The sequence below is a fragment of the Nocardia sp. CS682 genome, assembly GCF_004634405.1.
GTDB lineage: Bacteria > Actinomycetota > Actinomycetes > Mycobacteriales > Mycobacteriaceae > Nocardia > Nocardia ninae.
In genome coordinates this window covers 6,219,699-6,245,609 of sequence record NZ_CP029710.1, presented here as the reverse complement: position 1 = coordinate 6,245,609, position 25,911 = coordinate 6,219,699, and the positions used below count along the sequence as shown (strand labels likewise).

Here is a 25,911-nt window from a genome sequence, read left to right as displayed (position 1 = left end):
CCGGCAAACCCGCGCGATGAATGACACCTCGACCGACTTGGCTTGCGCCCGTTGGGATTCGACAGTCACCCCGGCCGCACCACAGGCCTGAGCACCGTGCGCGGGCGGTTGCGCGCCCGCTTACAGTAGGAGAGCGCAGCCCGACTATGTCCGAGCGAGCGGCATCGATGTGTAACAGTTTTGCCGCTACGGAAGACGCAGTGGGTGGGGATTGGGGCAGCCCGCGCGCCGGTCGAAGCTACAAGCCATAGGGAGTACTAGATAGATGCACGTTCGATGAAGCTTTCCGCACTACGCCACACCGCTGCGCTGCGGACCACCGTCGTCGCCCTCGCCGCCATGCTGTCCGCGAGCCTGCTCGGCGCTACCGCCTCGGCCGAACCGCAGCAGCCCTCGGCCGTGACCTCCATCACCAAGGAGGGGCGCACCTGGCACCTCAAGGTGTACTCGGCGGCGATGAACACCGAGATCCCGGTCGACGTGCAGCGCCCGGCCGACGAGGGCAAGTCGGCACCGAACCTCTACATGCTCAACGGCCTCGACGGCGGCATCGGCACCGCCAGCTGGCAGGCGCAGACCGACGCGCTGCAGTGGCTGGCCGACAAGCAGGTCAACGTCATCTCGCCGATCGGCGGGCGCGGCAGTTACTACACCGACTGGCAGAAGCCCGACCCGGTGCTCGGCGTGAACAAGTGGAAGACCTTCTTCACCGAGGAACTGCCCCCGCTGCTGGACAAGACGCTGCAATCCACCGGCCGCAACGCACTCGCCGGGCTGTCGACCTCCGGCACCTCGGTGCTGCAGCTGGCCGAGGCCAAGCCCGGCCTGTGGAAGTCCGTCGCCGCCTACAGCGGATGCGCGCAGATCGCCGACCCGGCGGGTCAGCAGTTCGTGAAACTGGCCACCGAGACGTGGGCGGGCGGCAACACCGAGAACATGTACGGTCCCGCCAACGACCCGCTGTGGGCGGCGAACGACCCGGTGATCAACGCGGAGAAGCTGCGCGGCACCCTGCTCTACGTCTCCAGCGGCAGTGGTATCCCGATGCTGGACGACGTCAAGTACTACCTCGGTAGCGCGCCGGGCCCGACGGGCGCGGTCAACCTCGGTCTCGGTGTGATCATCGAGGCGGCCGTCAACGGCTGCACCGCCAATCTGAAGAACAAGCTCGATTCGCTGAACATCCCGGCGACCTACCAGTTCAACCCGGTCGGCACACACTACTGGCCGTACTGGGAAGAGGCGCTGCACAAGTCCTGGCCGCTGCTGGCGCAGGGTATGGGCATGACCGCCTGATCGCTCAACTGTCGCTGATGGCCTGCCACCGCCGCACCAGGCGGTGGCAGGCCATTGTCAGTTCCGGTGGCTCCACTTCGGTGAGTTCGGTGTCGAAGGTGGCGAGAATGCCCGCGACGCCGGCCCAGGACCAGGCGCCGAGGGTGAGCCGGCAGTGCTGCGGATCGAGGTACTCGACGACCGATCCGCCGGGCGCCCAGCGGGCCACCGTCTCGGCCGCAAGCCGCAGACGCGCGGTGCCGACGCATTGCCACTCGGCGGGGGTGTCGCCGCGGTCGTGGCTGGTCATGACGAAGTGGGCGACGTCGCCGCCGGGGAGATCTCGCGGGGTGAACGGCGTGCCCGTCGGAGTCTGGAGGTGCAGTCGGTCCACCCGGTGTACGCGCCAGGTGTTGTCCGCGAGGTCGTAAGCGACCAGGTACCAGCGCCCGGCCCAGACCACCAGGTGGTGGGGCTCGATGCGGCGCGGCGAGATGAAGTCGGCATCGCGTGGATCGGGGCGCGTGCCGTCGGCACGCAGCGGTTCGACGACGAGCACGTGCTGGTGGCGCACCGCTGTGCCCACTGATTTCAGCGCATCCGGGGCGATAGGCGGACCCGGGAACTCCCAATAGTTTTGCAGCCTGGTCAGCCGCAGCGATTCCATGGCCGCGCGCAGTCTCGCGGGCATCACCTGTTCGAGGGTGTCCAGTGCGCGAGCGGCGTCCTGGCCGAGGCCGAAAACCGTGCTCGGGGCGGTCTGCAACGCCACTGCGACGGCGATCGCCTGCTCGTCGTCGAACAGCAGCGGCGGCAAGATGTGACCGGCGCCGAGTTCGTAACCACCGGTAGGCCCGTGCACGGTGCGGATCGGGTAGTCGAGCAACCGCAGTGTCTCGATGTCGCGCCGCGCGGTGCGTTCGCTCACGCCGAGCCGGTCGGCGAGTTCGGGCAGCGACCAGCGTCGGCGGGTGGCGAGCAGCGACAACAGGCGCAGCGCTCGGCGGGAGGTATCGGCCACTCCCCCATGATGACCGGTAGTGGCCATTCGGTGTCCACTACCGGTGGCAGTCTCGCGTCCGAAGGTTGTTCGACATCGACCAGAGGAGCCGAACCAAGATGCGCATCATCGTCGTCGGGGGTGGGATCGGAGGGCTCGCGCTGGCCGCCGGTCTCCGTCGAAACGGGTTCGACGTGGCGGTATTCGACCGTGACACCGACGTGGCCGCGACCGGCGGGTACCACATCACGCTCGACGGGCGGGCGCAGTCGGCGCTGCGGGAGCTCGTCGCGCCGGAGATCTTCGAACGGTTGCTGGCTTCTGCCTCGGCGCTGCGGTTGCGGCAGCCGGACGCGCTGTGGGATCGGCGCGGGCGATTGCTCGGGCACGGGCGAGATCTCAGCGGCGACGTCAGTGTGGACGTCGACCGGATCACCTTGCGGACCTTGCTAGCCGAGGCGGTCGGTGCCGATCTGCAGCTGGGCCGAACCGTCACTGCGATCGGTCGGGCCGCGGACGGCACCCCGCAGGTGATGTTCGCCGACGGGGTGCCTGTTCGAGGCGATCTGCTGGTGGGAGCGGACGGTGCGCACTCGCTGGTGGCTCGCCACCTGGCCGGCGGACCGACCAACGCACCCGCCGGCATCATCGGATTTTCCGGGCGGACTTCCGTTGGCGATCTGAGCTCGGTCGAGCGGCAGCGGCTCGGCACGCGGTCCAGTTTGGCGATCGGCCCGCGGGGTGCGGCGCTGTACATCGGCTATCTCGATCCGGCCGGTAACGCGGTGCTCGATGCCCCCGGGCTTCGGGCGGCGGTCACGGTCGGGCCTACCTATATCTGGGGTGCCATGTTTCCCGAGTCCGCCGCTACCGACGCGATGCGTGCGGCTCCCGACGAGGTGCTGCAGCAGGAGCTGCTGACCTGGTTCCGCCGAGTTGGCTGGAGCGAGCGCACGCTCGAGGTCATTGCGCGGGCCGATCCGGACAGTGTTGCCGCGTTTCGCTTCAACGCGGCGTCGACTCGGGCACGAGACCTCGCGCCCTGGCCGGCCGGCGTCATCACCGCGCTCGGTGATGCCGTGCACGCGACCCCGCCGACCGCGGGGATGGGGGCTGGTGCGGCCATCCGCGATGCCGCGAGTTTGGTTGCGAATCTGTGTGAGGTCGCGGCGGGAACTACGGCGCTCACGGTGGCTGTCAGTCGGTTCGAGGCGGACATGCGGCTGCGCGGTAGTGAGGTGCTGACAATGGCGATGAAGACGGTTCGATGGATACTGGCCACCGATACCCGGCTCGGCGGCGGCGCTGTGGTTGCGGCCAGCCCGATTCTGGCCGCTGCCAACAGGATTCGGCGGAGTTGACCGCAGGTTCCGTTACTGCGCGGGCGGGCTCCACCGCCGCGCCAGTTCGTCGAGCCGGTCGCGGATTCGCCGAATCCGTTTGGCCGGCGCGGTTTTCGGAGAACACAGCGAAACCGACAGCAGGTTCAGTGGCGCCCGCGTGGGGTGCGGCGCGTGTGTGTGCTGCAGGACAGCGCCGAGTTCTGGCCCATATCCCAGATCGACCACGATCTGATCGGTCCGATATTCGATGCGGTCGGCGATCGGTATCAGCACCAGCACCATTATCTCGGGTACCAGTCGCAGCAGCACGGCGGGAGCGAGACCCACGATCACCGTGGTCGCCGCGACCGTCGGGCAGGCGACGAGCACCCTGCTGAACACGGTCCAGCCGACGGAGAAAATCCGGGAGCCCCGCGCGGGCAGCCGTCGCGCGATCGCCTCGCCGACGGCTGCCAGCCCGAGACCCGACATCAACGCGCGCTCGATCCAGATAACAGGCAGATTGTAATGGCGAAACACCAACTGCCAGAACGTCAGCCGCCCCTGCACGCGTTGCGCGAGCCGATGGGCGAGCACAGCTTCCAACTCACGCGGTTCGAGCAGGCGCAGTGCTTCCGCGGGCACCGCGATCGTTCGGCCCGGCACCACGAACCGCCGATCCTTCTCCCGCACCCACAGCGTGTAGGACGCGGCGGCCACACCGGCCTTATAGGCAACGTGCTCGAAAGCAGGAACCAGCTTGCGCGGCTCGTCGGACGTTGGCCGCCGCAGCCCGACCAGCCGCGCCACCCACCGGCGGTCCGAGCCACGGGCACACACCGCGGACCAGACCGCACACCCCAGCAGCCAGGCCGCCGCCAGCGCACCCGGCACCTCGACTCCCGCCGCACGGCCGAGGCCGTACAGCAACACCGTCACCAACGCCGCCGACGGCACCGCCGACAACAACAGCACCGTCCACGCCCGCACCCGATCCGCCACAGACCGCCGGGCCACAGCAGTTCCGCCTGGGTAATTCGCCGCAGCGATCACTTCGGAGGTCATGCCCGACGGTACAGCGGATGCCGCCAGCCCCGCTGAACCGGCAGTGACCACCCGATGGCCATCTACCTGCGATTCGCACACATCGCGCCGAACCATCCCGCGCCAATCGACACAGGTTGTGACCAACCTCAAAGCCGAGCCGGGTCGTTCATCGCCGGCGGGGTGCTATCTGGCCCCGCGATCATGCCTCCGCGACGGCGGCCCACCATGCCACAAGACGATCGGCCAACCCATCCACCCCGTAATGCTCCCGATGGTGATACGGATTCAGCCCGAAATGCCCTTCGAGCTCGGTCCAGAGAAACTCACTGACCTCAGCCCGCCCCGCCCCCGCCCCCAACCTCGTCAACAACGGGGCGACCAAACATTCATACTCGTCGTCCACCAGATCAGCCACTCCGACCGGATCCCATTGATTCAGTAGGTATTTCAGGTTGTCCTCGATCTCCGCCGCCCGCACACCCGCATCGTCCAGGACGGACCTCACGATCGCAAGGTCGCGCAGCCGCCTGCCAAGTCGGGCCTCGACAGCGGGGCGTTTCGCATGTGCGGATTCTATGTGGGCTGATCCCCCGCGCCGTATGCGCGAACGGCGGCGCATAGCGCCTATCGTCACTGCGATGAGCGCACACTTCGAGGAACTCGGCTGGCAGCAGACTGCGATGGGGGAGATCAGTTTGCGGCGGCGGTTCGATCCGACGGCGCGTACGGATGTGTTCGAGGTGAAGCTCGGGGATGAGTATTTGATGTCGAGTTTGTTCACTGTGGCGGAGCGTGAGCTTGCTCGGTTGGGGCTTGCACGGACTGTGGGGGCGGAGCTGGATGTGCTTGTCGGTGGGCTCGGATTGGGTTATACCGCACAGGAAGCTTTGCGGGACAAGCGTGTTCGGGCGCTTACGGTGATCGAGTACTCGGCTGCGGTTATCGACTGGCACAACCGTGATTTGTTGCCTGCCACTGCGGGATTGGCCGCGGACGATCGAATCACCTTGGTATGCGCGGACTTCTTCGCGGCGGCGGCGAGCACGGTGGGGTTCGACGCCGGACGTCCGGGGCGGACCTACGATGCGATCCTGCTGGACATCGATCACTCGCCACGCCATGTGCTGCATCACCCGCACGCGCCCTTCTACACGCGGGACGGGCTGCGGGCACTGTCTGCGCATATCGCCCCGGGCGGCACGTTCGCCCTGTGGTCCGACGACGCTCCGGACGACGAATTCCTGGCCGTCCTCGAATCCGTCTTCACCGATGTGGCCTCGGAAGAGGTCGCCTTCGACAACCCGCTCACCCGTGGGCGGTCGACCAACACGATCTATCTCGCCACCCGGCCCTGACGGGCTACCCACATCATCGTCCGCGCGGGATGACGTGCAATTCCACCTGACGCAGTTGGCCCGCACGAACAGTCGCGGTCATGTATGTGTGCTCGGGCTGCCTCCGCCGATCCGTCGGCGATCCGGGGTTGAGCAACCGTAAACCGTTGTCCGCGATGGTGTCCCACGGAATGTGACTGTGCCCGAACACCAGCACGTCGGTGTCCGGGAAGTCCCGCGCGCACCGCTGCTCGCGCCCTTTGGCGGCCCCGGTCTCGTGCACCACCGCAAGTCGCACCCCGGCCAGTTCGGCCCGGGCGATCTCGGGCAGGCGCGCCCGCAGCAGCGGCCCGTCGTTGTTGCCGTAGACGCCGATCAACCGCTTGCTGCGCGCCTCGAGCCGCTCCAGCAACCCGACCTCGACCCAGTCACCCGCGTGCACGACGACGTCGGCGCCGTCGACCGCTCGCCACAGTTGCTCGGGCAAATCACGCGCCCGCTTGGGCACGTGCGTGTCGGACATGATGAGCAACCGCATGCTGTCCGGTGTAGCACGGGTGGCGGCCGGCGCGGGTCAACGCAGCCGGAGGATATTGATCGGCCACCAGAACCAGCGGCCGGTGAGCGCCGCGATGGCGGGCACGACGAACGAGCGGACTATCAGCGTGTCGAGGAAGAGCCCGATGCCGACGGTGGTGCCGATCTGCGCGATGTTGTGCGCGTAGCTCACGAGCATGGCGAACATCGTCACGCCGAAGACGAGCCCCGCGGTGGTGACCACCCCGCCGGTATTGACCATCGACCGGATGATTCCGGTATTGATCCCCGCCGAAAGCTCTTCCTTGAATCGGCTCACCAGCAGCATGTTGTAGTCCGCACCGACGGCGACCAAGAAGATGAACGACACCGGCGCCACCGACCAGTGCAGCGGATTACCGATGATGTGCTGCCAGATGAGCACCGCCAGCCCCAAGGCGGACAGATAGGACAGCGCGACCGTTCCGATCACCGCGATGGCCGCGACGAGACTGCGCAGCAGCAACAACACCACACAGAACACGAAGGCGAACGCGGCGACCACGCTGGTGATGAAGTCCTCCCGGACGAACGCCTCGATATTGAGCAGCGTGCCGCCGGGCCCACCGATGCTGACCGTGCTGCCGGCCAGTGAGGTGCCCTTCATCGCCTCCAGCGCCGTCGGAATGATCTTGGCGCTGAGGTCCATGGCTTCCCGGCTGAAGCCCTCCATCTGCGGTGTCACGATCATGCGGGTCACCTTGCCGTCCGCCGAGAAGAAGAAGGGCAGCGCGCTTTTGAACAGCGGGCTGTCGAACGCTTGGCTCGGCAGGAAGAAGAATTCACTGGGATCGCCTGCGGTGAAACCCTTTCCGACCTCGTCCAGGAAATGGGTGATCTCCGAGATCTGCGGGAGCAGGATGTTCAGCGTGCCCTGCAGCGGCGCGAGCACGCCGGTCACCTGGCCGATGAACTCCCGCAGGCTCGCGACCTGAGCATCGAGCTGCGGAAGTGCTTGCGCGGCAGTGCGAACGCCGCTCACGAGCCCGTCGACCGTGTTGTCGAGCCGCCCGACATCGTCGAAGAGGGAGAACCCGGTGAGCGCCGCCTGGCAGGCGCGGACGTCCTGGCAATTCGGGATCGAGCTCACCATTTGCTTTGCGGGCCCGGCGGTATCGCGAATGGAGTTCAGCTTCTCGGCGACACCGGTGACGGCCGACTGCAACGCGACCGCACTGCCGTTTACCTGGTCGAACCCCTGTTCCCCGGTGTCGAGCGCGCCCTGCACCCCTTTGATGGTGAGGTTCAACTGGTCGATGCGCCCGGCGAGCCCGGTGAGATCATCGAGCCGCGGCGCGAGCATGTCCTTCAACTGGGTGAAGCGGTTGCCGATGTAGCCCGCCTGATTGGTCAGCGTGCCTTCCTCGAGCGGAGTCGTCAACGGTCGGGTAATACCTTGCACCGCACTGACTCCGGGCACCTTCAGCACCGCATTGGTGAGTTTCGCGAGCGCGATCAGATCGCCGGGATTGCGCAGATCGTGATCGGATTCGACGAGAAACATGCTGGGCGCCATGATGTTCGGCGGCAGATGACGATCGGCCGCCGCGATCCCCAGGTTCGCCGGCGAATCGCTCGGTTGCGCGATGCGCTCGTTGAAACTCGGCGCGAACGTCGGCAGCACGAGTATCGCGAGCACCAGCACGGTGAGACTGGCCACCAGAACGGGCCCGGGCCAGCGCACCACCGAGGTCGCGATCCGCCGCCACCGCCGCTGTGACGACTGCGGACGGGGCTCGAGAAACCCGAGCCGACTGCCGAGCGCCAGCAGGGCGGGGCCCAGCGTCAAGGCCGCGGCGAGGGTCACGCTCACTGCGATCGTGCACGGCAAGCCGGAGGTGCTGAAGATGGCGAGCCTGGTGAAGGACATGCAGGCGGTCGCGCCCGCGACGGTGATGCCGGAGGCGACGATGATGTGCAGAACCCCGTGCAGCGCTGTGTAATACGCCGTTTCGGGGTCTTCCCCCGCGCGCCGGGCCTCTTGATATCTACCGAGCAGGAAAATGCCGTAGTTCGTGCCCGCCCCGAGCACGATCACCGCGAGCAACGCGGAGGCGAAGATGGAGACGCCGATGATCTGCTGCTCGCCGAGGTAGGCCACCACCGGCCGGGCCACCGCCAACCCCATCCCGACCGTCAGCAGCGGCATCGCCACCGTGATCGGCGAGCGGTAGACGCAGAGCATCACCGCGCCGACCAAACCGGCGCACATCATGATGAGCAACAGCATCGAGTCGTTGATCGAAACGAGTTCGTCGTTGACCACTGCGGACGGACCCGTCAGGTGCACCTCGATGCCCGGCGGTGGTGGATAGCCGGCGATGATGTCCCTGGCCGCCTGGGTGGATTCCATGGCCAGCGCCGTGCCCATGTTCCCGGCCAGGTTGAGCAGCACATAGGACGCTTTGCCGTCGGAACTCTCACTCGCCGGGGAGAAGTTCGGATTGGACCACAGGTCCATCGCGGAGTTGACGTGCTCCTTGTCCTGCGTCAGCCGGTCGAGCAGCGCTGAGTAATACCGGTGCGCGTCGTTCCCGAGCGGAGCGTCCCCTTCCAGCAGCACGTAGACGAAATTGTTCGTCCCCGCCCCGCCGAACGAATCGCCCATCTTGACGATCGCCTGTACCGAGGAGGCCTCGTCCGGCAGAAAGGACCTGGCGTGCCCGTTGACCACCGTCTCCAATTGCGGGACAAGAAGATTGAGCCCACCCGCGAGGAGCAGCCACACCACGACGATCGGCACCGAGAACTTGTACAGCAGCCGCGCTGGCAACGGCCGACCCGGCGCGCGTCGCGCAAGCTTTCGGTCGAACGGCACCGAAAACTCCCCGCGCACCCGGTCGAGCACCTCGCGTACCTGGATCGATGCCCGCGTCCTTCGCTCGCTCATGACACCGGCACCGTGCAGTTGACCGCGGCGAATCGTCCGTTCGCCACCTGCGCGTCTCGGGCTTGCCCGTCGATGACTATCCGGCAGGAGACCTGGTCGGCTTCCGACTGCGCCACGATGCCGGTGGCCAGGGTCAGCTTGCGAGTGCGCAGGGAGGTCCGCCACGGCAGGTCGGCGGAGACGTCGTTGACGTTGCCGTGCTCGTCCAGATACGACAGCCGCACCGGTGTGCCCCGCGGACCGTCGATCTCGTAGTCGACAACCTTCTCACTCAGTCGCCCCAATACCGGAGGCGCGCTCGAATGCCCGATCGCCAGGTCCGGGATCTCGCTCAGGCGCAGCCGGGCGATGAATATGGCCGTCGAACCCAAAACCAGGAACACCACGCCGTATACCCAGGCACTCTTCATGACGCTCTCCGCTATCCGTCCCGTGTGTCCTTGTGTTCCGCGAGTTCGCGGCGCCGGCGTTGCAGAGCTCGTTCGCCGGCATCTCAGCGGCAGTCGATTCGACAGTCACGGATCTCCGCCATATATTTCCGTGACGGACGGTAACAGATAAAATCGTATATAGGCAATATGCCATATGACATAGGCGCGAGACGGCTCTGACCACCCCTTTCGATCTGGAATCCCGGCCGGGACCGGTCCTACGACGCCCGTCAGCCGCGCAGGATCAACCCGCCGGGCACCCTGGTCTCATCCGCACCCTGCGCGGCAACAGCACTGTGCGGCGGCACCGCGGTCACGCTCTGCGCACCCAGCTCAGTCGCAATGATCTCCGCGGGCAAATGCAACCGCGCGACGATCCCACTGATCGGTGACGCGGTGAGCTCGACCGCGATACCTAGCCGCCGCGCCAACCGTCCGACCACATACAGCCCGACATACCGCGTCGGCGCGACGACGAAGTCCTGCTCGCCGCGCAGCCGCGCGTTCGCCTGCGCCAACTTGTCCGACGGCATCCCGATGCCGTGATCGACGACCGCGAGCAGATACCCGGCGGCGACCATCCGGCCGTGGATCTCCACTTCGACGTCCGGCGGCGAGAAGGCGAGACCGTTCTCGATCAGCTCGGCGAGCATGTGTGCCAGACCGGTGACCACCCCGCCGACGATCGCGACCTCATCGAGCCGGTGCACCACCACCGGGTGATAGTCGGCCACCTCGGACAGTCCGGCCCGAATCACATCGCTGAGCGCGATCGGCTCGGCCCAGCGCCGCGGGCTCGCCTCACCGACGAGCACCAGGAGATTCTCCGCGTTGCGGCGCATCCGGGTGGCCAGGTGGTCGAGCTCGAACAGGTTGGACAACCCCCTGGGATCGAGTTCTGTGCGCTCGAACTCGCTGATCAAGCCGAGCTGGCGGCGAACCAGGTTCTGACTGCGGCGCGCGAGATTCGCCAAGGATTCCTCTGTGTTGCGACGAACCAGCGCCTGCTCAGAGGCCAGCGCGAAAGCGGTGCTCTGCACACCGTCCAATGCCGCTGTCAGGGCCGTGATTTCAGTACTCGCGCCAGGTGCGGCGCGCACCGGCTCCGGTGGGAGCGGCTGCGAACGATCAGCCGCCTGCCAGGCTGCAATGATGCGTGGCAGTCGGCGATCAGCCACATCGTCCGCGTCGGCGGCCAGCAGCGCCAGCGGGCGCACGATTGCCCGCACACTGACGAAAACCAGGGTCACCTCGGCGATTACCGCAATCAGCGCCGCGAGCAGGACACCGCCGAGGATCAGCGCGGCATGCATACGCAGCACCGCCGCGCGCTGCCGCACATCGTCACCGATCACCTGTTGCACGCTGCGCTGCTCATCGATGACCGCCGTCATCTGCGCCCACCAGTTCCCCGGATCTACCGGGCGCACCAGCGGTCCGTGGTAAGAAGCGACGGCGACCTGCTCCGATTCTGCTGCCGCGGTGGCGTTTTCACCATGCAGCACGGCATCGAGCAGCCGCTGCCGACGGTCCGTCGCGTACAGCGCGAACGCGGCGAGGCCCGCCGTTTTGGCGGCGCGAATCTCCAGGAATTGCCCGTACTCGTCAGGCTGGAACGCGTTGGCGGTGAAGACGCCATTGAGGAAGCCACGCTCCTTGGCCGTCTGTTCTTTCACATCACCCAATGCGTACAGCGCTCGCAATCCGTGCCGGATCTGCTCGTCGCGCGCCGAGTCGAGGCCGAGCGTCAGACGATTCAGCACGGCGATGCCGTCGGTATAGAACTGAAAGGCCGCCTGCCTGCTGACCCGATAGCCATCGATCTGCGCACGAGTCGTCGCGAGAGTCGCGAATCTGTCGAGAGCCGAGCGTAATTGGTCCGCACCGGCGGTTCCGGCGGCGAGTGTATCGATCGCCCGATCGGTGCTCACTCGTTGATCAGCCAATGCCCGCTCCAGCCCGACATCACCACCCAGCAACCCGTTGCTCAGGCCACGCTCCCGCTGTATCTCCTGCACCAGGTCCTGCACCGCCAGGGCGTGCGACACCGCGGTGACGGTCGCACCGCTCTGCCGATAGGAGCCGACCTCCCGGACCACGATCACCCCGAGCGACACCGACACCAAGACCAGCGAAACAATCAGGATTCGCCCCAATAGCCCACGGATCGTGATTTCCGTTCTGCTACCGGCATTTTCCGATCGTCGACGTGAACGCACAGCCAGCTCCTCCGATTTACCGAAGCGATCGCTTCCCGGTGAGCACGGAAAGTCAGGTGCAGCCTCTAACCGCACCATCCAGCTGTCAACGCGAAGAACGGACAAATCAGGCACCTGTTACATTTCTAAACACGCTGGTAATCAACCATTTTCGACATGTCGATGCCCGCACAGCGGACCGGCGGACGCGGTGAGGTTTTTGGCGATGCACAGGTGGCCGAGCAACCCGGCGAGCACGGCGGCGTCGCGACGCATTGCGCACATCCGCCGACGGCCGCAGGGCGTTCCGACATAGGGTTTCCCTATGACGAGCAACCCGTTCTTCGAGCGCAGCACGCTTCCCTACCAGTTGCCGCCGTTCGCCGAGATCGCCGAGGAGCACTACCTGCCCGCGTTCGAGCGCGGCATGGCCGAGCAGCTGACCGAGATCGCCGCGATCACCGCCACGGACGAAGAGCCGACCTTCCGCAATACCGTCGTGGCACTCGAACGCTCGGGCGCGCTGCTCACCCGCGTCTCCAATGTCTTCTTCAACATCGCTTCGTCGGACTTCACCGCGGGGACCGAAGCGATCGAGGCCGAGCTGTCGCCGCGGCTGGCGGCGCACCGCGACACCATCCACCTGAATGCGGACCTGTTCGCCAGGATCGAATCGCTCTACCGGCGCCGCGCCGACCTGGACCTCGACGCCGAGGAACTGCGGTTGGTGGAGCAGTATCGCCTGCGGTTCGTCCGGGCGGGCGCCGGACTGGACGCGGCGGGCCAGGCGCGGTTACGTGAGCTCAACACCGAACTCGCTGCGGCGACAACGGAGTTCGGGCAGAACAACGTGACGGCAAGGAACGCCGCGACGGTGCTCGTGGCGAACGTCGAGGAACTCGCAGGCCTCAGCCCCGCCGAAGTGATCGCCGCGGCCGAGAACGCCCGTTCGGCAGGCCACGAGGGCGCATGGGCGCTGAGCCTGCAGAACGTCTCCAACCAGCCCGTCCTCGCCGAGCTCGCGGACCGGGACCTGCGGCGCAGGGTGATGGCGGCCTCGCTGGGGCGCGGCTTGCCCGAGAACGGCAACCTCGCCGTCCGGATCGCCGCCCTGCGCGCCGAACGCGCCGCACTACTCGGCTACCCGGACCACGCCGCGTACGCGGTAGCAGACCAGACCGCGCGCACCCCGGAGGCCGTCGAGGAGATGCTCGGACGGCTGGTCCCGCCCGCGGTGGCCAACGCCGAGCGCGAGGCGACCGAGTTGGCGGCGGCGATGCGCGCGAACGGCACCGAGGGCGAACTCTGCTCGTGGGATTGGCAGTTCTGGTCGCAGCGGGTGCGGGCCGAGCGGTTCTCGCTGGACGCCGAGGCCTTGCGCCCCTACTTCGAACTCGAGCGGGTGCTGCACGACGGGGTGTTCTTCGCCGCCGAGCAGGTCTACGGGATCACCCTGCGCGAGCGCACCGATCTGGTCGGTTACCATCCGGAAGTCCGGGTCTTCGAGGTGTTCGACGCGGACGGCAGCGCACTGGGGCTGTTCCTCGGTGACTTCTTCGCGCGGCCGTCCAAATACGGCGGGGCCTGGATGAACGAGCTGGTCAGCCAATCCCGGCTGCTGGAGACGCAACCGGTGGTGGTGAACAACCTCAACATCGTGAAGCCACCGGCCGGTGAGCCCGCGCTGCTGACCTGGGACAACGTCCGAACGCTCTTTCACGAGTTCGGGCACGCGCTGCACGGGTTGTTCTCGGATGTGCGCTACCCGTTCTTCGCAGGCACCGAGGTGCCGCGCGACTTCGTGGAGTTCCCGTCGCAGGTCAACGAAGTGTGGATGGTCCGGCCGGACATGCTGGCCAACTATGCCCGCCACATCGAGACCGGCGAGCCGATGCCCGCCGAGCTGGTCGAGCGGATGACCGCGGCGCAGCGGTTCGGTGAGGGCTTCCGGACCGTCGAGTATCTCGGTGCGACGCTGCTGGATTGGGCGTGGCATCGCGTGCCCGAAGCCGAGGCGCTGGCCGGGGCCGACGCGGAGGCGTTCGAGGCGAAGGCGCTGCGCAAGGCCGGACTGGCCATCGAGGCGATCCCGCCGCGGTACCGGACGGGCTACTTCGCACACATCTTCGCGGGTGGATACGCCGCCGGGTACTACTCCTACATCTGGAGCGAGGTGCTGGACGCGGACACGGTGGACTGGTTCGACGACGGTGCCGCGTCGATCCGGGAGAAGGGGGCGGCCTTCCGGCGCGAGCTGCTCGCCAAGGGTGGGTCGGTGGACCCGTTGGCGGCGTTCGAAGCCTTCCGTGGGCGTGCCCCCGAGATCGAGCCGCTGCTGGCCCGCCGCGGGCTGATCTGAGGGCCGGAGAACGGCACGGCAGCGCACGCCGGTGGCGTACGCTCCGGAGGATCGCCGCTTCCTGCGCGAATTCGGTTGCGACATAGCCCGTTTGGAAACGATCGAGGCGGGAATGTCGCGAACACCCGGCCGGACCGCACCGGGGAGCCGATCCAGAGGAGCCCTGCTCGTGACACGAACCGCACTCGCCTTCGCCGCCGCCACCGCAACCGCGCTGCTCGGAACCGCTTCCGCCCAGGCTCAGGCGGACGACACCCCGCCGACCGTCGGCGGTGGCTCCGGCATCCTGGTCGACTCGAAGGTCGGTTGCACCTTGACGACCATCGGTAAGGACAGCGCCGATCGGCTCGTCGGTTTGACCGCAGGGCACTGCGGTGAGCCGGGCTCGGTCGTCGTGGTCGAAGGCGATCCCAACGGGGCGGCGGTGGGCCGGTTCGCCTACTCCGACCGCACGCTGGACTACGCGGTCATCGAGTTCGATGACCAGCGCGTGCAGCCGGTGCGCGGCGTCGGCGGCACCACCATCACCGATCTCGGTGCGCCTGCCCAGTTTCCGACCGTCGTGTGCAAACGGGGCAGCACCAGCGGGACGAGCTGCGGTGTCGTCTGGGGCGATGTGCGCGCCACCAGCACCGAGACCTGGACCCAAATGTGTGTGATGAAAGGCGATTCCGGTGCGCCGGTGGTGGTCGGCACCACACTGGTCGGCATGGTGAACGCCTATCTCGGCGTCGGGTGCCTCGGGCCGCAGGTCGGCACCAACATCAGCGCCATCATGCACGACCTCAATGCGCGCGGCGGTGTCGGCGCCGGCTATCGGCCGCTCTGACCTACCCGCACTACGGCAGGTAGCGCGCCATCTGCGGGACCGCTTCGGCCAGGTGATGGGCGTATATCCCTTCACCGATCCCGAGAAAGTACCAACACTGCGGTGTGCGAACGAGTTTGCCCATCGCGAGCCCGGTGTGCGGTCCGCCGCTGAGAAGGTAGCGGGTGATCTCGAGGCCCGAGGTGGTGTCGACCAGCCGGAGGTACGCGTTCTCGATCTGCGCGAAACTCTGCCCCGAGTACGAAGTTACGAGAAAAATGACCGACGTCACCTCGGGCGCCAGCCGCCCCAGCTCGACGGTGATCACCTCGTTGTCCCCCGCGCCGTCCCCGATCGGGCTGTCCCCACTGTGCGCGATCGCTCCGTCCCGCGAGACCAGTTGCTCGTGGTAGACGGTGTCCACCAGGACTTCCCCCGCGAAAACCAAAGCCGCCGAATTCAAGTCGAATCTGGTGCCCGGGGTCACCGTGCCGTCGAAATCGACCAGCAGGGATTGATCCGACGGATCCCACCCCAGGGAGACAGCGACATGCTCCGGTGAGGTGCCATCGGGATTCTGCAACGGGAAGGACAACCGTGTCCCCTTTCTCAGGGGCGAGCACGGTATCCAGCTACCGCAACGCCTATCTATCTCCAACTGTGCTCAGGGCCCGTACCGGTCGCTCCCGCCGTGCCTGCTCGTCATCGAGAAGCTCGTCACCGTTGACGCTGCCGGGGTGCACCGCTACTCCGGGCTCGGACCGCATCTCTGCCGACCGAACCCGAAACAGCCCGTCACCGGCCGCATACCCCGCAGACAACGGATTCAATCGCGGAGATTCGCCACGCTCGCGATTCGACCGGTGCGGCGGTCCGGCGCAATACTGTCGCCCCATGGCTACCCCCGACTTCATCCGCACCATCCGGGCCGACGCGGGCAGGCAACTGCTGTGGCTACCGGGCGTCAGCGCGGTGGTCTTCGATGACGAGGGCAGGCTGCTGCTCGGGCGGCGCGCCGACAGCGGTGCCTGGGCGATCATCGGCGGGATGCCCGAACCCGGCGAGCAGCCTGCGGCCTGCGCCGTCCGAGAGGTGTTCGAGGAGACCGCCGTTCACTGTGTGGCGGAGCGTCTCGTGCTGGTCCGGGCCATGCCGCCGCACACCTATCCGAATGGTGACATCTGCCAGTTCATGGACATCACCATCCGGTGCCGGGCGACCGGCGGCACGGCGCGGGTCAATGACGACGAATCCCTGGAGGTCGGGTGGTTCGCGGTGTCGGCGTTGCCGGACTTGCCCGCGCACGACGTGTTGCGCATCGAGCAGGCCTTGGGCGACGGCCCTGCCTGGTTCGAACCTGCTCCCTGACAGCCGGTTTCGCGGCACGGACTATTTCTGTTCGCAGGCGGTGACCGAACCTCGCGACCCTTGGCCCTTGATGGTGCAGGTGTTGGTGCCCGCGCTGCCGTCGACGAGGTTGTTGTTGACGTCGATGGTGATGGTGTCGTCGTCGTTGCCGCCGAAGATGCTGCCGTTGTTGGCGATTGCGGTGATGGTGTCCTTGCCGGTGCCGCCGTTGGGGTCGGCGCCCGCGGTGGGGTCGGTGCCGTCGCCGAGCACGACGGAGTCGGTGGTGCCGACCGTGCCGACGTCGATCCTGTCGTCGCCGTTGCCGCCGATCAGTGTGGCGGCGCGGGTGCTCGGATCCTTGTTGAGCGAGGTCGCCGACAGCGCGTCGTTCCCGTCACCGCCGAAAACACTTGCGCCGAGGTACATGTCGGCGGCCTTGATGGTGTCGTTGCCGTCGTCGCCCCAGAGTGCGGCGCCCGCGCCGCCGAGGGTGCCGCCGGTGACGAGGTCGTCGCCGGGGCCGCCGTGGACCCAGCCGCCGGTCATCTCGTCCACCGTGATGGTGTCACCGGCCGCGTCGGGGATGGGTGCGTAGGCATCGCCGTAGATATCGGCGGCGCCGACGGTTCGGTGGACCGAGATCGTGTCCTTGCCCGCTCCGCCGAACACGGCGTCCGGCGCGTCCGGCGCGGTGCCGCTCGGCGGGCGCTCGCCGAGGCTGACGGTGTCGATGGTGATGGTGTCGTCGCCCTCGTCGCCGGATACCCGGCCACCGTGTGCACCGGCGGTCGTCGCCGGATCGGCCGGGTCGGGCTGGAAAACATAACCGACACTGCCGATTCGGAGCACGTCGTTGCCCGGCCCACCCACGACGGCACCGTGGCGCCCGACATTGCCGCCGGGCCCCTTCTGCATGGCGGCATCGCAGGCCGCGGGCCGGTCCTGGCCGCCGACCGTGATCTCGTCGTCGCCCGGACCACCGTCGAGGACGCCGCCGTTGACATCGTCTGCGCCGAGTTCGGCTGCCGGGCAAAGGAACCGGCCGACATTGCGCGCGGAGATCTTGTCCTTGCCCACGCCGCCGGATACCACCGCACCCTCGAGTACGTCACCCTCGATCACGATGGTGTCGTCGCCCTCGCCCGCGTCGAGTACCGAACCGGCCGTGAGGTTGTCCGAACAGGTGATGGTGTCGTTGCCTGCCGTCACCGCACCGGCGCAGCCTGCGGGCAACCCCTCCGCCCGCACCGGAGCGACCGCCAATACCATCCCCGCCAGCAATGCGGAGACTCCCACCATCGACCGTGCACCGCGCGCTCGAACCACCACAGTTCATCCTTCCGGTCTCACCGACAACGATGTCCGGCGTGCACGCCTCGAGTGCGCACACCGCCGGTTCGTATTCGAACCTGTGAGCCGTCCGGATCGGTCGGATCGCGTCAGAGGAGCGTTATTCCACCGGATCGGATTCGTAGACCGGGATGCCCCTGGCGTCCAGCATCTGGATGATGCCGACGAACTGATCGCGATCGCCGACGGCCTCGGGGACGTACTCATTGATCTCGGCGTGGGTGATGTACTTCTGTTCGTGCCCCAGCGCGATGAGTTCTTTCATTCCGGGATTCGCCATGCAATGTCTCCAGTGTCGGGTGGCCGAACGGCTGTCCGTCCAGGGACGGCCAAGGCTATCAGCGCGACCTGGGTGACGACTGAGATATCGCTGGACTCTTGATATTTGACTGCCGCAGCCCGCTGCACGGCGACGCCGCGCTCGGCGGCGGGCACCGCGCGGGCAGACGAGCGGCGAACTATTTGGCGATGGTGAAGCTGGTGCCGTTCTCGTTGATCGGCCCGGGTCCGAGCTCACCATTCGTGGCGCCGATCGAATAACCCACCGGCTCGAATGCGGTCAACGGTTTTCCGTCGATCTGCACATTGGTGAAGGTGATCGGGCTGAACGTCGGCAGGGCGCTGTTCAACTGTCCTTCGACGATGATTTCCGCGCTCAACGCGGGAGCATCGGACTCCGCGACGGTGGTCCGCGTCCAATTCTGCGTCACATTCGCCAGCGTCATGGTGTACGCCTTACCGTCGAAGGTGACCGAGGCTCGCATTGTGTCGCCGGGGTTCGAGGAAACGTCCGGATAGATCACCGGGTTCGCCGGATATGCCTCCCACAGCGCCATTCGATACGTCTGCTGGGCACACATCGCGGCGCCCTGGGCCGAACCGGTACCCAGCACAGCGCACCCGTCGGAGGCGAACTGCCCTATCTGGCTGTTCATACTCTGGGCGGCCCTGACCGCATTGCGGAACCACTCCGGATTATCGGCCACGGTGGCGCTGGCCACATTGACCACCGCCAATCCTGGCAGTGAGGCGAGCGCACCCGCCGGGCTGACGCAAATGGCTTCCGAGCCGGTCTGCATCAACGGCAAGGCCTGCTTGCCGTTGACCAGCGTCCCGTTCAGCCCGACCCAGGGCACCACGCGCTGGATCACGCCGGTGTCGGAGCAGGTGACTTCGGGTTCGACCCATTCCGCGCTGACGCTCTTGAAACTGCCCGTGACGACGTAACCGGCCCAATTCGTGCCGCGGATGCGCGGCGGCGTCTGCTCCGATTTCGCACCCGGTGGCGACTTCGGCGCCGGTTTCGGCGCCGGCTCGGGCGCCGCTTGCGCGGGCACCAGCGATGGCGAAGCCAGCACCACCACGATCGCCCCCACCACCGACGCGGCGAGACGGCTTCGAATTCGCGTCCGACCCGGGGTAGTCGTCATGAAGGGCCACGATAGCCGAAAAGTATGACCGAGCTGCGATGGCACACCCGACGAACCGCAGAAATTATCTCCATACCCGAAAACCGCGATTGTATTCATTTCGCGGACACTCCGGAGCAGCTGCACCACATCGCCGGTTACTAGTGATTTGCTGAATTAGCACTACCGGCTTCGAGATTCACCCGTGGATACGAAAGGACCGAATCGATGATGCGGTACTTCATTCCTACCCTCGCAGCAGCCGTCTGTGCCATTTTCCTCGGCGCCGCCCCGGCGAACGCCGTCGCCACCGACTGCGCGGCCCCCGATGCGCCGCCGATTTGCGCGACACCGTCGAGCAGTTGGAAAACTCATCCGGTGGGTTCCTCGCTCTCGCTACCCAGGGCCGGCGTCAAGGCGCTGGCCATGACAATGGTGCCGCCGCACCATTTCTGGGCGTTCGACAACATCATCACCAGGGAAAGCGGCTGGAATGTCTTCGCCGTGAATCCGGAGAGCGGGGCCTACGGCCTGGGCCAGGCCCTGCCGCCGCACAAGATGGGGACCCACGGACTCGACTGGCCGTTCAACCCGGTGACCCAGATCCGCTGGACCTACGACTACATGAACAAGCGCTACGGCAGCCCCATCGGCGCCTGGGAATTCTGGCAAGCGCACCACTGGTACTGATCCGCGATACAACGGGACGCGGCACACCTAGTCTTGATCCGTGCGTCGGCTCCTCCCCCTCTTGCTACTGCCCCTCACTGCCTGCGGCGCGGAGCCTGCCCCGGCGCCGCCACCGGCGCCCACCACCACCGAACACGTTCGCACACCGCAGGACTGCACCAAGCTGACGGTCACCGCCATGACCGTCGAGCCCGGCATCGCCTACATCTTCGGCACGCACGCCGAGTGGCTGCCGAAAGGCCAGTTCATCCGTGTTCGGATAGCAATCACCAACACGGACAACACCTTCCGCACCACCCGGCCGAGCGACTACCACCTCGACGACGCTGCCGATCGCCCGCACCCGCCCAGCGTCGACGCGATGGCGATCAAGCGCCAACCCACCGAGCTCACCCTCGGCGCAGGCAATCGTGCGGAAGTGGACCTCTGGTACGACATTCCGGCCGATACTTCCCCGAAGCTGCTGCGCGACAACACCTGTGTCGCCACCATTGCGCTGCCCGGCTAGCACGTGCGCGGGCGGGTCGATTACGGGGCAGGTATGCCCGACCAGAGATCGCAGTGGTGGTTTCGGGATACGTCGATGGTGGTGAACTTCTCCGGTTCGAGGACCAGCGTCTGGTCACCGGTGTGCCGGGGCCAGTCCGGGAGGCCCTTGCTGTTCGGATCGCCGGATCGAACGAAACTGGACCAATAACGGACCATCTTGTCGGACAAGTCTTTCTGAGCAGGGCTGGCCGGCGGCGATGCCCCCTTCAGGTCGAACAGGTAGGGCAGTTCGAAGGCGTGTGACGCGCCCAGCGGAAAGGGCGGCGGGGTGGGCACGCCGGGCAGCGGCGCGGCGTTGCGGTCCGCGAACTGGTAGGCGTACACCGGGCCGGTGCGGACGAGAGATTGCGCCATGCCCGCGATCGGGCAGACGAAGAGGTAGTCGGTCATCACCGCCGACCAGGCCAGCGTCGGCTGGTCGTAACCGGTCAGCGGATAGCGTTCGGCCACGGCCCCGGCGCGGGGACCGAATACCGACAGCAGCTGGGGATATTGCTCGGCGGTGATCGCCTGCCGGGCGGTGAAATAGGTGTACTCGTCGTGGTTCGCGCCGATGAGCACCGGCACCTTCGCGGCCTTGCCCGCGCGGAAAGCGCCGAGCGGGTCTTCGGGCAGCAAGGGTTGGCCGAAGATCGGACCGGGCAGCCCCTCCCCGCCCTCGCCGGTGAACTGCAAGGGCGTCGCGGCGACCTTGTCCGCGGGCAGCGCGCGCAGGCACTGCGCGGTGGCGGCATCGGCGCCCGGGCAGCCGAGCGTCGCCGCGTATTGCTCGCTCTTGGCGACCGCGGTCTGCCGATCGGCCTGCAATTCGCACGGACCGCTCTGCAAGATCGCGCCCTGGAACAACCGCTCCGAGGCGGGCGACACCAGGTGATCACACACCGACATCGCACCCGCCGACTCACCGGCGATGGTCACCTTTGCCGGATCGCCGCCGAACGCGGCGATATTGTCGCGCACCCAGCGCAGCGCAGCCTGCTGATCCAGCAGCCCGAAGTTGCCGACCTGCCCGTCGTCGTGCGCCACCGACGGGTGTCCGAGAAAACCTAGCGCACCCAGCCGGTAGTTGACCGTGACCACCACCATGTCGCCGGTCCGCACCAGCCGCGACGGGTCGTACCAGTCGCCGCTGCCGACGAGGAACGCCCCGCCGTGGAACCACACCATCACCGGTCGGGGCCGCTCGGGCGTGCCGCTCGGCGTCGACACGTTCAGGAACAGGCAGTCCTCACTGCCCGAGAGCGGCCCTGGGCCTTCCGTCTGGAGGCATTGCGCGCCCGGTGTGGTGGCAGCCCGCTCCTGCGACCAGATGGCCGGTGCAGCAGGCGGTTTCCACCGCAGCTCGCCCGTCGGTGCTGCCGCATAAGGTATTCCGGAGAACGAGCGCAAGTCCGCGGTCACCGACCCGCGCACCGGCCCGGACTGGGTCCGCACGACCGCCGCGTCGGTCGGCTGCTGCTCGTTCGAGTCGTTGCACCCGACTACCGCCCCGCACACCACGGAGAGGACGGCGACCGTCACCGCCATCCGTCGTGCTCGCCACCGGAGCTTGGCGGACCAGTAGGCGTTCATCGCGGAGCCTCTCTGTCGAGTGACGGTCGGCTGAACCGTTGTGCGCCCTATCGCAACCCGCTAGGAAGCACTGCCGGTGGCCGGACGCGACCGCCACCGTTCACACGCGGCGGAGTCGGCGTTCGGACGGTCCGCGCCGTTGCGGGCGCAGCCCTGTGCCGTGTACCCCTCCCGATCGTAACCGGACCGGTCATAGCCGGACCTGTTGTAACCGAAGCGGTTGTAACCGAACTTGTCATAACCGAAGAGGTCGTAACCGTCCACCCCGTAGCGATCGTCGAAACCGTCCGCCCCGTTGCGATCGTCGAAGCCACCGGGACGGTGGTGCGGACCCGTATTGAGGGTTCCGTTGGGGTTGGTGCAGCCGACATCGGTCGGCGCGTGGCACGGGATGGCGGAGGCCACCGGGACAAGGACCGCAGCCGGTGCCAATACCAGGGTTGCCGCGACCACGCTCCGCACCATTACCCGCCGAGCCCCACCGGAACGCACACTCTTCTTCGACACCATCGACCTCTGGTTCACCGGGAACGCACACATCGCGTTCGGATTCGGAACAGACCCTTCCCACCGGAAGTTTTTCCTGGTGCGGTGGGCCGTCTAAAGCATTGGAGTACAGCGTTTTTCGGTCTGCGGCTCCGATGGGACGAAGATATTCGAAACGAAACTGTTTACGCCTCAGGGGAATCCCCCATTTCGCCGTCGATCGTTGGACGTACGCTTCCGCAAGGTTCCCGGGGCGGCAGCCCACCGGACGCCGATCGGCGCCGCACCCGAACACGACAAGTCTCCACCATTGCGACCGATCGGTCGTACCTATTGAATAGGATATCGACATGACGAACAGGCCCCCGGCCGACGGGCGCCGAGCGCGCGGCGACCGATCCAGAACGGCCGTCCTGGACGCGGTTGTCTCGCTCGCCTCCGTCGAGGGACTCGGCGCACTGAGCATGGGCCAGGTGGCCGCCGAGGCCGGCGTGAGCAAGTCCGGACTGTTCTCGCTGTGGCGCGACAAGGAAGAGCTGCAGTTGGCGGCCATCGAGCGCGCGCGACTGCAATGGGCGGAGCGGGTGGTGCAGCCCGCCATGCAGGCCCCGGCCGGCGTGCGTCAATTGTGGGCGCTGCACGAGGCGCGATTGGCGTTCTATACCGGCCGGGTGCTGCCCGGCGGCTGCTTCTTCGTGGCCGTCCAGCACGAGTTCGACGACCAGCCGGGGCCGGTGCGCGACCGGGTCGTCAGCCTCGCCCGCGATTGGGATGCATTCGTGCACAACATCATTCGCACCGCACTCGACGCCGGCCAGTTGCGGCAGGACACCGACCCCGGCGTGCTCGCCTTCGAGCTCGACGCGCTCGGCTACGCCGCGGTCACCCGTTCGCGACTGCTGGAGCGCGACGCCGCGTTCGCGCAGTCGCGCGCCGCCATGCTGTGGCGACTGCGGGCGTACTGCACCGATCCGTCGATCCTTCCCGCAGCCTGAACGGACTTTACGACCGATCGTCCGCGCACGGCATCGCCGTCGAACAGTACGGCCTGCCCGACCGGCCACCTGATGACCGCCGGGCAACGGGGCGTAAGTTTATGCATAAGTTTCCCTGCCGTGGATAGGCAGAAGGGGTGGTACGACGGTGCAGGCCGAACCAGCGAGACCCGCCGAACGAGGTCCCGCTATCTCGCCGGATACAACCAGGTTGCGGACGTTCTCGACCAGCAAGCCACCTGGTCTACGCTGCGTGGGTCAGGTCGACCTCACGACGCATGACGAGTGGCAGAGTGCGCTGGCCGAACTACCCGCCGCACCCGACATCCACCTGGAATTGTCCGAGCTGACCTTCATCGACACACATGGCACCCTGATACTGGTGGAAGCCACGAATCAGTCGGCCGAGGGGCGCCGGGTCGTGCTGCACAACCCGCCCGTGACGCTGGTCCGCATCCTCGAGCTGTTCTGGCCGTCGCTTCCCACAATTGAGGTAGACCGCGCATGACCATCACCACCGACCCGCTACCCACCGCAGACCCCTTCGTGCACCCGGCGCTGTTCTACAGCGATACCGAGGAGTACCTGGCCGGCACCGTGGGCTTCATCCGAGCGGGACTGGCCAACAACGAACCGGTCGCGGTCTCGGTCCCCGGGCCGAACCTGGAGCTGATCCGCGCCGAACTCGGCGCCGATGCCGAGGCCGTGCGGCTGATGGACATGACCGTCGAAGGCCGCAACCCCGGCCGGATCATTCCGGGCGTGCTGCGCGCCTTCGCCGACACCTACCCGACCGGCCGCGTGCGGATCATCGGTGAACCCATCTGGGCCGGGCGCTCGGCGACCGAGTACCCGGCGTGCGTCCAGCACGAAGCGCTGATCAATGCCGCGTTCACCGGCCGCGAGGTCACGATCCTGTGCCCTTACGACACCGAACGCCTGGACCCGACCGTGCTGGTCGACGCGCACGCGACGCATCCGACCCTGATCGACGGCGACGGCGAACGGGCCAGTAATGCCTACGATCCCGACCGCATCGTCGCCTCGTACAACAAGCCGTTGTCCCCGCCGCCCGCCATAGCGAGCGTGCTCGCCTTCGACGCCGCGACGCTCGCCGAGACCCGGCACAGGGCGGGCGCCTACGCGCGCGGCCTCGGCATGGACGACGACCGGATCATCGACCTGGAGTTGGTGATCGCCGAGACCATCACCAACTCGGTGGTGCACGGCGGCGGCAGCGGCACGCTGGCGCTCTGGCTCGAGGGTAGACAGCTGCGCGCTCAGGTCCGCGACGCGGGCCACATCACCAATCCCCTCGCGGGCCGCCTGCCACCGCAACCGTTCCAATTCGGTGGCCGCGGCCTGCTGCTGGTCAACCACCTCACCGACCTGGTCCGCATCCACACCGGCGTGCACGGCACCACCATCCAGATGGACCTCCGCCTGGCCTGAGCGGCCCGTGAAAAGCCTGGCGGTTCGGCCTTATTTGCCGGTGAACCGCGCTTTACGCCGCTCGATGAACGACTGGATGCCCTCCGCACCGTCGGCCGTCGCGAACAACTCGGTGACATCGCCGACCAGATGCTCGGCCGCCGCGGCATTGCCTTCGTCGCGAGCGCGGTGCGCGGAGGCCAGGATGGTGCGCACGCCCAACGGTGCCGAGTCCTCGGCGATCTCGGTGGCCAACGTACGCGCCGCGGCGAGCGCCGTCGCAGCGTCGGGGGTGACCTGCTGAACCAGGCCGATCCGGTAGGCCTCGGCGGCATCGAACTCAGCTCCGGTCAGCACCCAGCGCATGGCGTTGCCCCAGCCCGCTTCCCGCCAGAACCGCAGCGTCGCACCGCCGAACGGGTAGATGCCGCGCCGGACCTCCAACTGACTGAACCGGGTGCCTTCGGCGGCGATCCGGATATCGGCGGCCAGCAGCAGCTCGATGCCCAGCGTCATGCACCAGCCCTGTGCCACGGCGATCACCGGCTTGGTCCAGCGGTAGTTCAGCCGCCACGGATCCAGGCCGTCCTCGGGATAGGTGATCGCGCCGGAGGCGAGCGCGGGCGCGACATCGACCAGGTCGAGACCGGCGGTGAAATGCTCGCCGTGTCCGAACAGGACGCCGGCGCGCAGCTCGTCGTCGCGCTCGAGCAGGGCGTACGCGCGGGAGAGCGCCTCGAGCATCTCGCGGGTGAACGCGTTGCGCTTGTCCGGGCGGTTCAGCCCGATGAGCAGGACATGTCCGTCGCGTTCGACGGTAACGGTGTCGGCCATGGGCT

Annotated in this window: 25 protein-coding genes; 11 read left to right on the top strand and 14 right to left on the bottom strand. The window is 67.1% G+C overall.

Going from position 1 to position 25,911, the window contains the following annotated elements; genetic code table 11:
- Nucleotides 1-276 precede the first annotated feature (276 nt).
- Nucleotides 277-1,296 (top strand): alpha/beta hydrolase family protein, encoded by a 1,020-nt coding sequence (locus DMB37_RS28130; protein WP_135235244.1) that lies wholly within the window; start codon nt 277-279, stop codon nt 1,294-1,296.
- Nucleotides 1,297-1,300: 4 nt separating this feature from the next.
- On the opposite strand, the gene DMB37_RS28125 is transcribed toward DMB37_RS28130, so the two are convergent.
- On the bottom strand, nt 1,301-2,296 hold the full coding sequence (locus DMB37_RS28125) for a YafY family protein (protein WP_135235243.1): 996 nt from the start codon (nt 2,294-2,296) through the stop codon (nt 1,301-1,303).
- A gap of 98 nt (nt 2,297-2,394) precedes the next feature.
- On the opposite strand from DMB37_RS28125, the gene DMB37_RS28120 reads away from it, so the two are divergent.
- Nucleotides 2,395-3,636: an NAD(P)/FAD-dependent oxidoreductase gene (locus DMB37_RS28120; RefSeq protein WP_135235242.1), complete on the top strand. Its 1,242-nt coding sequence runs from the start codon at nt 2,395-2,397 to the stop codon at nt 3,634-3,636.
- Nucleotides 3,637-3,648: 12 nt separating this feature from the next.
- Here DMB37_RS28120 and DMB37_RS28115 read toward each other — a convergent pair whose 3' ends face one another.
- Nucleotides 3,649-4,662 carry a hypothetical protein gene (locus DMB37_RS28115; protein WP_135235241.1) on the bottom strand — a complete coding sequence of 338 codons (1,014 nt, stop codon included), beginning with the start codon at nt 4,660-4,662 and terminating at the stop codon, nt 3,649-3,651.
- A gap of 181 nt (nt 4,663-4,843) precedes the next feature.
- Nucleotides 4,844-5,149, bottom strand: a complete 306-nt coding sequence (locus DMB37_RS28110; RefSeq protein WP_206055022.1) for a hypothetical protein — start codon at nt 5,147-5,149, stop codon at nt 4,844-4,846.
- 133 nt (nt 5,150-5,282) lie between these two features.
- Here DMB37_RS28110 and DMB37_RS28105 point away from each other — a divergent pair, with 133 nt between their 5' ends.
- A complete protein-coding gene (locus tag DMB37_RS28105; RefSeq protein WP_135235240.1) occupies nt 5,283-5,999 on the top strand; it encodes a spermidine synthase in 717 nt (238 codons plus the stop codon).
- Nucleotides 6,000-6,012: 13 nt separating this feature from the next.
- Here DMB37_RS28105 and DMB37_RS28100 read toward each other — a convergent pair whose 3' ends face one another.
- The 4 genes from DMB37_RS28100 to DMB37_RS28085 form a co-directional block, all read right to left on the bottom strand.
- The gene (locus DMB37_RS28100; RefSeq protein WP_135235239.1) at nt 6,013-6,516 is read right to left on the bottom strand and encodes a metallophosphoesterase; all 504 of its coding nucleotides are present in this window, start codon (nt 6,514-6,516) and stop codon (nt 6,013-6,015) included.
- A gap of 36 nt (nt 6,517-6,552) precedes the next feature.
- Entirely contained in the window at nt 6,553-9,444 is a 2,892-nt protein-coding gene (locus DMB37_RS28095) for an RND family transporter (RefSeq protein ID WP_135235238.1), read from the bottom strand.
- Nucleotides 9,441-9,854 (bottom strand): MmpS family transport accessory protein, encoded by a 414-nt coding sequence (locus DMB37_RS28090; protein WP_135235237.1) that lies wholly within the window; start codon nt 9,852-9,854, stop codon nt 9,441-9,443. Before DMB37_RS28090 ends, DMB37_RS28095 begins: the two co-directional genes overlap by 4 nt.
- Before the next feature lie 251 nt (nt 9,855-10,105).
- Nucleotides 10,106-11,998, bottom strand: a complete 1,893-nt coding sequence (locus tag DMB37_RS28085; protein WP_240771683.1) for a nitrate- and nitrite sensing domain-containing protein — start codon at nt 11,996-11,998, stop codon at nt 10,106-10,108.
- 400 nt (nt 11,999-12,398) lie between these two features.
- Here DMB37_RS28085 and DMB37_RS28080 point away from each other — a divergent pair, with 400 nt between their 5' ends.
- Nucleotides 12,399-14,432: a M3 family metallopeptidase gene (locus DMB37_RS28080; protein WP_135235235.1), complete on the top strand. Its 2,034-nt coding sequence runs from the start codon at nt 12,399-12,401 to the stop codon at nt 14,430-14,432.
- Nucleotides 14,433-14,601: 169 nt separating this feature from the next.
- A complete protein-coding gene (locus DMB37_RS28075; protein ID WP_135235234.1) occupies nt 14,602-15,261 on the top strand; it encodes a serine protease in 660 nt (219 codons plus the stop codon).
- A 10-nt stretch (nt 15,262-15,271) separates the two neighbouring features.
- Here DMB37_RS28075 and DMB37_RS28070 read toward each other — a convergent pair whose 3' ends face one another.
- The gene (locus tag DMB37_RS28070; protein WP_255508315.1) at nt 15,272-15,898 is read right to left on the bottom strand and encodes a TerD family protein; all 627 of its coding nucleotides are present in this window, start codon (nt 15,896-15,898) and stop codon (nt 15,272-15,274) included.
- A gap of 236 nt (nt 15,899-16,134) precedes the next feature.
- Here DMB37_RS28070 and DMB37_RS28065 point away from each other — a divergent pair, with 236 nt between their 5' ends.
- Nucleotides 16,135-16,608 carry an NUDIX domain-containing protein gene (locus tag DMB37_RS28065; protein WP_135235233.1) on the top strand — a complete coding sequence of 158 codons (474 nt, stop codon included), beginning with the start codon at nt 16,135-16,137 and terminating at the stop codon, nt 16,606-16,608.
- Between the two features lie 21 nt (nt 16,609-16,629).
- On the opposite strand, the gene DMB37_RS28060 is transcribed toward DMB37_RS28065, so the two are convergent.
- The 3 genes from DMB37_RS28060 to DMB37_RS28050 all read right to left on the bottom strand — a co-directional run bounded on the left by DMB37_RS28060 (nt 16,630) and on the right by DMB37_RS28050 (nt 19,370).
- Entirely contained in the window at nt 16,630-17,919 is a 1,290-nt protein-coding gene (locus tag DMB37_RS28060; RefSeq protein WP_135235232.1) for a hypothetical protein, read from the bottom strand.
- Between the two features lie 121 nt (nt 17,920-18,040).
- Nucleotides 18,041-18,220: an RNA polymerase sigma factor region1.1 domain-containing protein gene (locus DMB37_RS40725; RefSeq protein ID WP_159080163.1), complete on the bottom strand. Its 180-nt coding sequence runs from the start codon at nt 18,218-18,220 to the stop codon at nt 18,041-18,043.
- Nucleotides 18,221-18,398: 178 nt separating this feature from the next.
- Entirely contained in the window at nt 18,399-19,370 is a 972-nt protein-coding gene (locus DMB37_RS28050) for a G1 family glutamic endopeptidase (RefSeq protein ID WP_135235230.1), read from the bottom strand.
- Between the two features lie 207 nt (nt 19,371-19,577).
- Here DMB37_RS28050 and DMB37_RS28045 point away from each other — a divergent pair, with 207 nt between their 5' ends.
- Nucleotides 19,578-20,039, top strand: a complete 462-nt coding sequence (locus DMB37_RS28045) for a transglycosylase SLT domain-containing protein (RefSeq protein ID WP_240771681.1) — start codon at nt 19,578-19,580, stop codon at nt 20,037-20,039.
- Nucleotides 20,040-20,079: 40 nt separating this feature from the next.
- The gene (locus tag DMB37_RS28040; RefSeq protein WP_135235229.1) at nt 20,080-20,547 is read left to right on the top strand and encodes a DUF4352 domain-containing protein; all 468 of its coding nucleotides are present in this window, start codon (nt 20,080-20,082) and stop codon (nt 20,545-20,547) included.
- Nucleotides 20,548-20,567: 20 nt separating this feature from the next.
- Here DMB37_RS28040 and DMB37_RS28035 read toward each other — a convergent pair whose 3' ends face one another.
- Complete coding sequence (locus DMB37_RS28035) at nt 20,568-22,160, bottom strand: carboxylesterase/lipase family protein (protein WP_135235228.1); 1,593 nt, start codon at nt 22,158-22,160, stop codon at nt 20,568-20,570.
- A 60-nt stretch (nt 22,161-22,220) separates the two neighbouring features.
- Nucleotides 22,221-22,613 carry a hypothetical protein gene (locus DMB37_RS28030; RefSeq protein ID WP_135235227.1) on the bottom strand — a complete coding sequence of 131 codons (393 nt, stop codon included), beginning with the start codon at nt 22,611-22,613 and terminating at the stop codon, nt 22,221-22,223.
- 383 nt (nt 22,614-22,996) lie between these two features.
- Here DMB37_RS28030 and DMB37_RS28025 point away from each other — a divergent pair, with 383 nt between their 5' ends.
- From DMB37_RS28025 to DMB37_RS28015, 3 genes are all read left to right on the top strand, one after another.
- Nucleotides 22,997-23,641 (top strand): TetR/AcrR family transcriptional regulator, encoded by a 645-nt coding sequence (locus DMB37_RS28025; protein WP_135235226.1) that lies wholly within the window; start codon nt 22,997-22,999, stop codon nt 23,639-23,641.
- A gap of 253 nt (nt 23,642-23,894) precedes the next feature.
- Nucleotides 23,895-24,149 (top strand): STAS domain-containing protein, encoded by a 255-nt coding sequence (locus DMB37_RS40720; RefSeq protein ID WP_167768960.1) that lies wholly within the window; start codon nt 23,895-23,897, stop codon nt 24,147-24,149.
- Nucleotides 24,146-25,093, top strand: a complete 948-nt coding sequence (locus DMB37_RS28015) for a sensor histidine kinase (RefSeq protein ID WP_135235224.1) — start codon at nt 24,146-24,148, stop codon at nt 25,091-25,093. Before DMB37_RS40720 ends, DMB37_RS28015 begins: the two co-directional genes overlap by 4 nt.
- A gap of 30 nt (nt 25,094-25,123) precedes the next feature.
- Here the strand turns inward: DMB37_RS28015 and DMB37_RS28010 are convergent, their stop codons facing one another.
- On the bottom strand, nt 25,124-25,906 hold the full coding sequence (locus tag DMB37_RS28010; RefSeq protein WP_135235223.1) for a crotonase/enoyl-CoA hydratase family protein: 783 nt from the start codon (nt 25,904-25,906) through the stop codon (nt 25,124-25,126).
- Between the last annotated feature and the right edge of the window lie 5 nt (nt 25,907-25,911).

Excerpts from the sequence above, each read along its gene's own strand:
- DMB37_RS28105 (WP_135235240.1), top strand. The coding sequence starts at position 5,283 with ATGAGCGCACACTTCGAGGAACTCGGCTGGCAGCAGACTGCGATGGGG.
- DMB37_RS40725 (WP_159080163.1), bottom strand. The coding sequence starts at position 18,220 with ATGGCGAATCCCGGAATGAAAGAACTCATCGCGCTGGGGCACGAACAG.
- DMB37_RS28010 (WP_135235223.1), bottom strand. The coding sequence starts at position 25,906 with ATGGCCGACACCGTTACCGTCGAACGCGACGGACATGTCCTGCTCATC.
- DMB37_RS28015 (WP_135235224.1), top strand. The coding sequence starts at position 24,146 with ATGACCATCACCACCGACCCGCTACCCACCGCAGACCCCTTCGTGCAC.
- DMB37_RS28090 (WP_135235237.1), bottom strand. The coding sequence starts at position 9,854 with ATGAAGAGTGCCTGGGTATACGGCGTGGTGTTCCTGGTTTTGGGTTCG.
- DMB37_RS28080 (WP_135235235.1), top strand. The coding sequence starts at position 12,399 with ATGACGAGCAACCCGTTCTTCGAGCGCAGCACGCTTCCCTACCAGTTG.
- DMB37_RS28095 (WP_135235238.1), bottom strand. The coding sequence starts at position 9,444 with ATGAGCGAGCGAAGGACGCGGGCATCGATCCAGGTACGCGAGGTGCTC.
- DMB37_RS28115 (WP_135235241.1), bottom strand. The coding sequence starts at position 4,662 with ATGACCTCCGAAGTGATCGCTGCGGCGAATTACCCAGGCGGAACTGCT.
- DMB37_RS28130 (WP_135235244.1), top strand. The coding sequence starts at position 277 with ATGAAGCTTTCCGCACTACGCCACACCGCTGCGCTGCGGACCACCGTC.
- DMB37_RS28035 (WP_135235228.1), bottom strand. The coding sequence starts at position 22,160 with ATGAACGCCTACTGGTCCGCCAAGCTCCGGTGGCGAGCACGACGGATG.
- DMB37_RS28045 (WP_240771681.1), top strand. The coding sequence starts at position 19,578 with ATGATGCGGTACTTCATTCCTACCCTCGCAGCAGCCGTCTGTGCCATT.
- DMB37_RS28120 (WP_135235242.1), top strand. The coding sequence starts at position 2,395 with ATGCGCATCATCGTCGTCGGGGGTGGGATCGGAGGGCTCGCGCTGGCC.
- DMB37_RS28050 (WP_135235230.1), bottom strand. The coding sequence starts at position 19,370 with ATGACGACTACCCCGGGTCGGACGCGAATTCGAAGCCGTCTCGCCGCG.
- DMB37_RS28025 (WP_135235226.1), top strand. The coding sequence starts at position 22,997 with ATGACGAACAGGCCCCCGGCCGACGGGCGCCGAGCGCGCGGCGACCGA.
- DMB37_RS28100 (WP_135235239.1), bottom strand. The coding sequence starts at position 6,516 with ATGCGGTTGCTCATCATGTCCGACACGCACGTGCCCAAGCGGGCGCGT.
- DMB37_RS28065 (WP_135235233.1), top strand. The coding sequence starts at position 16,135 with ATGGCTACCCCCGACTTCATCCGCACCATCCGGGCCGACGCGGGCAGG.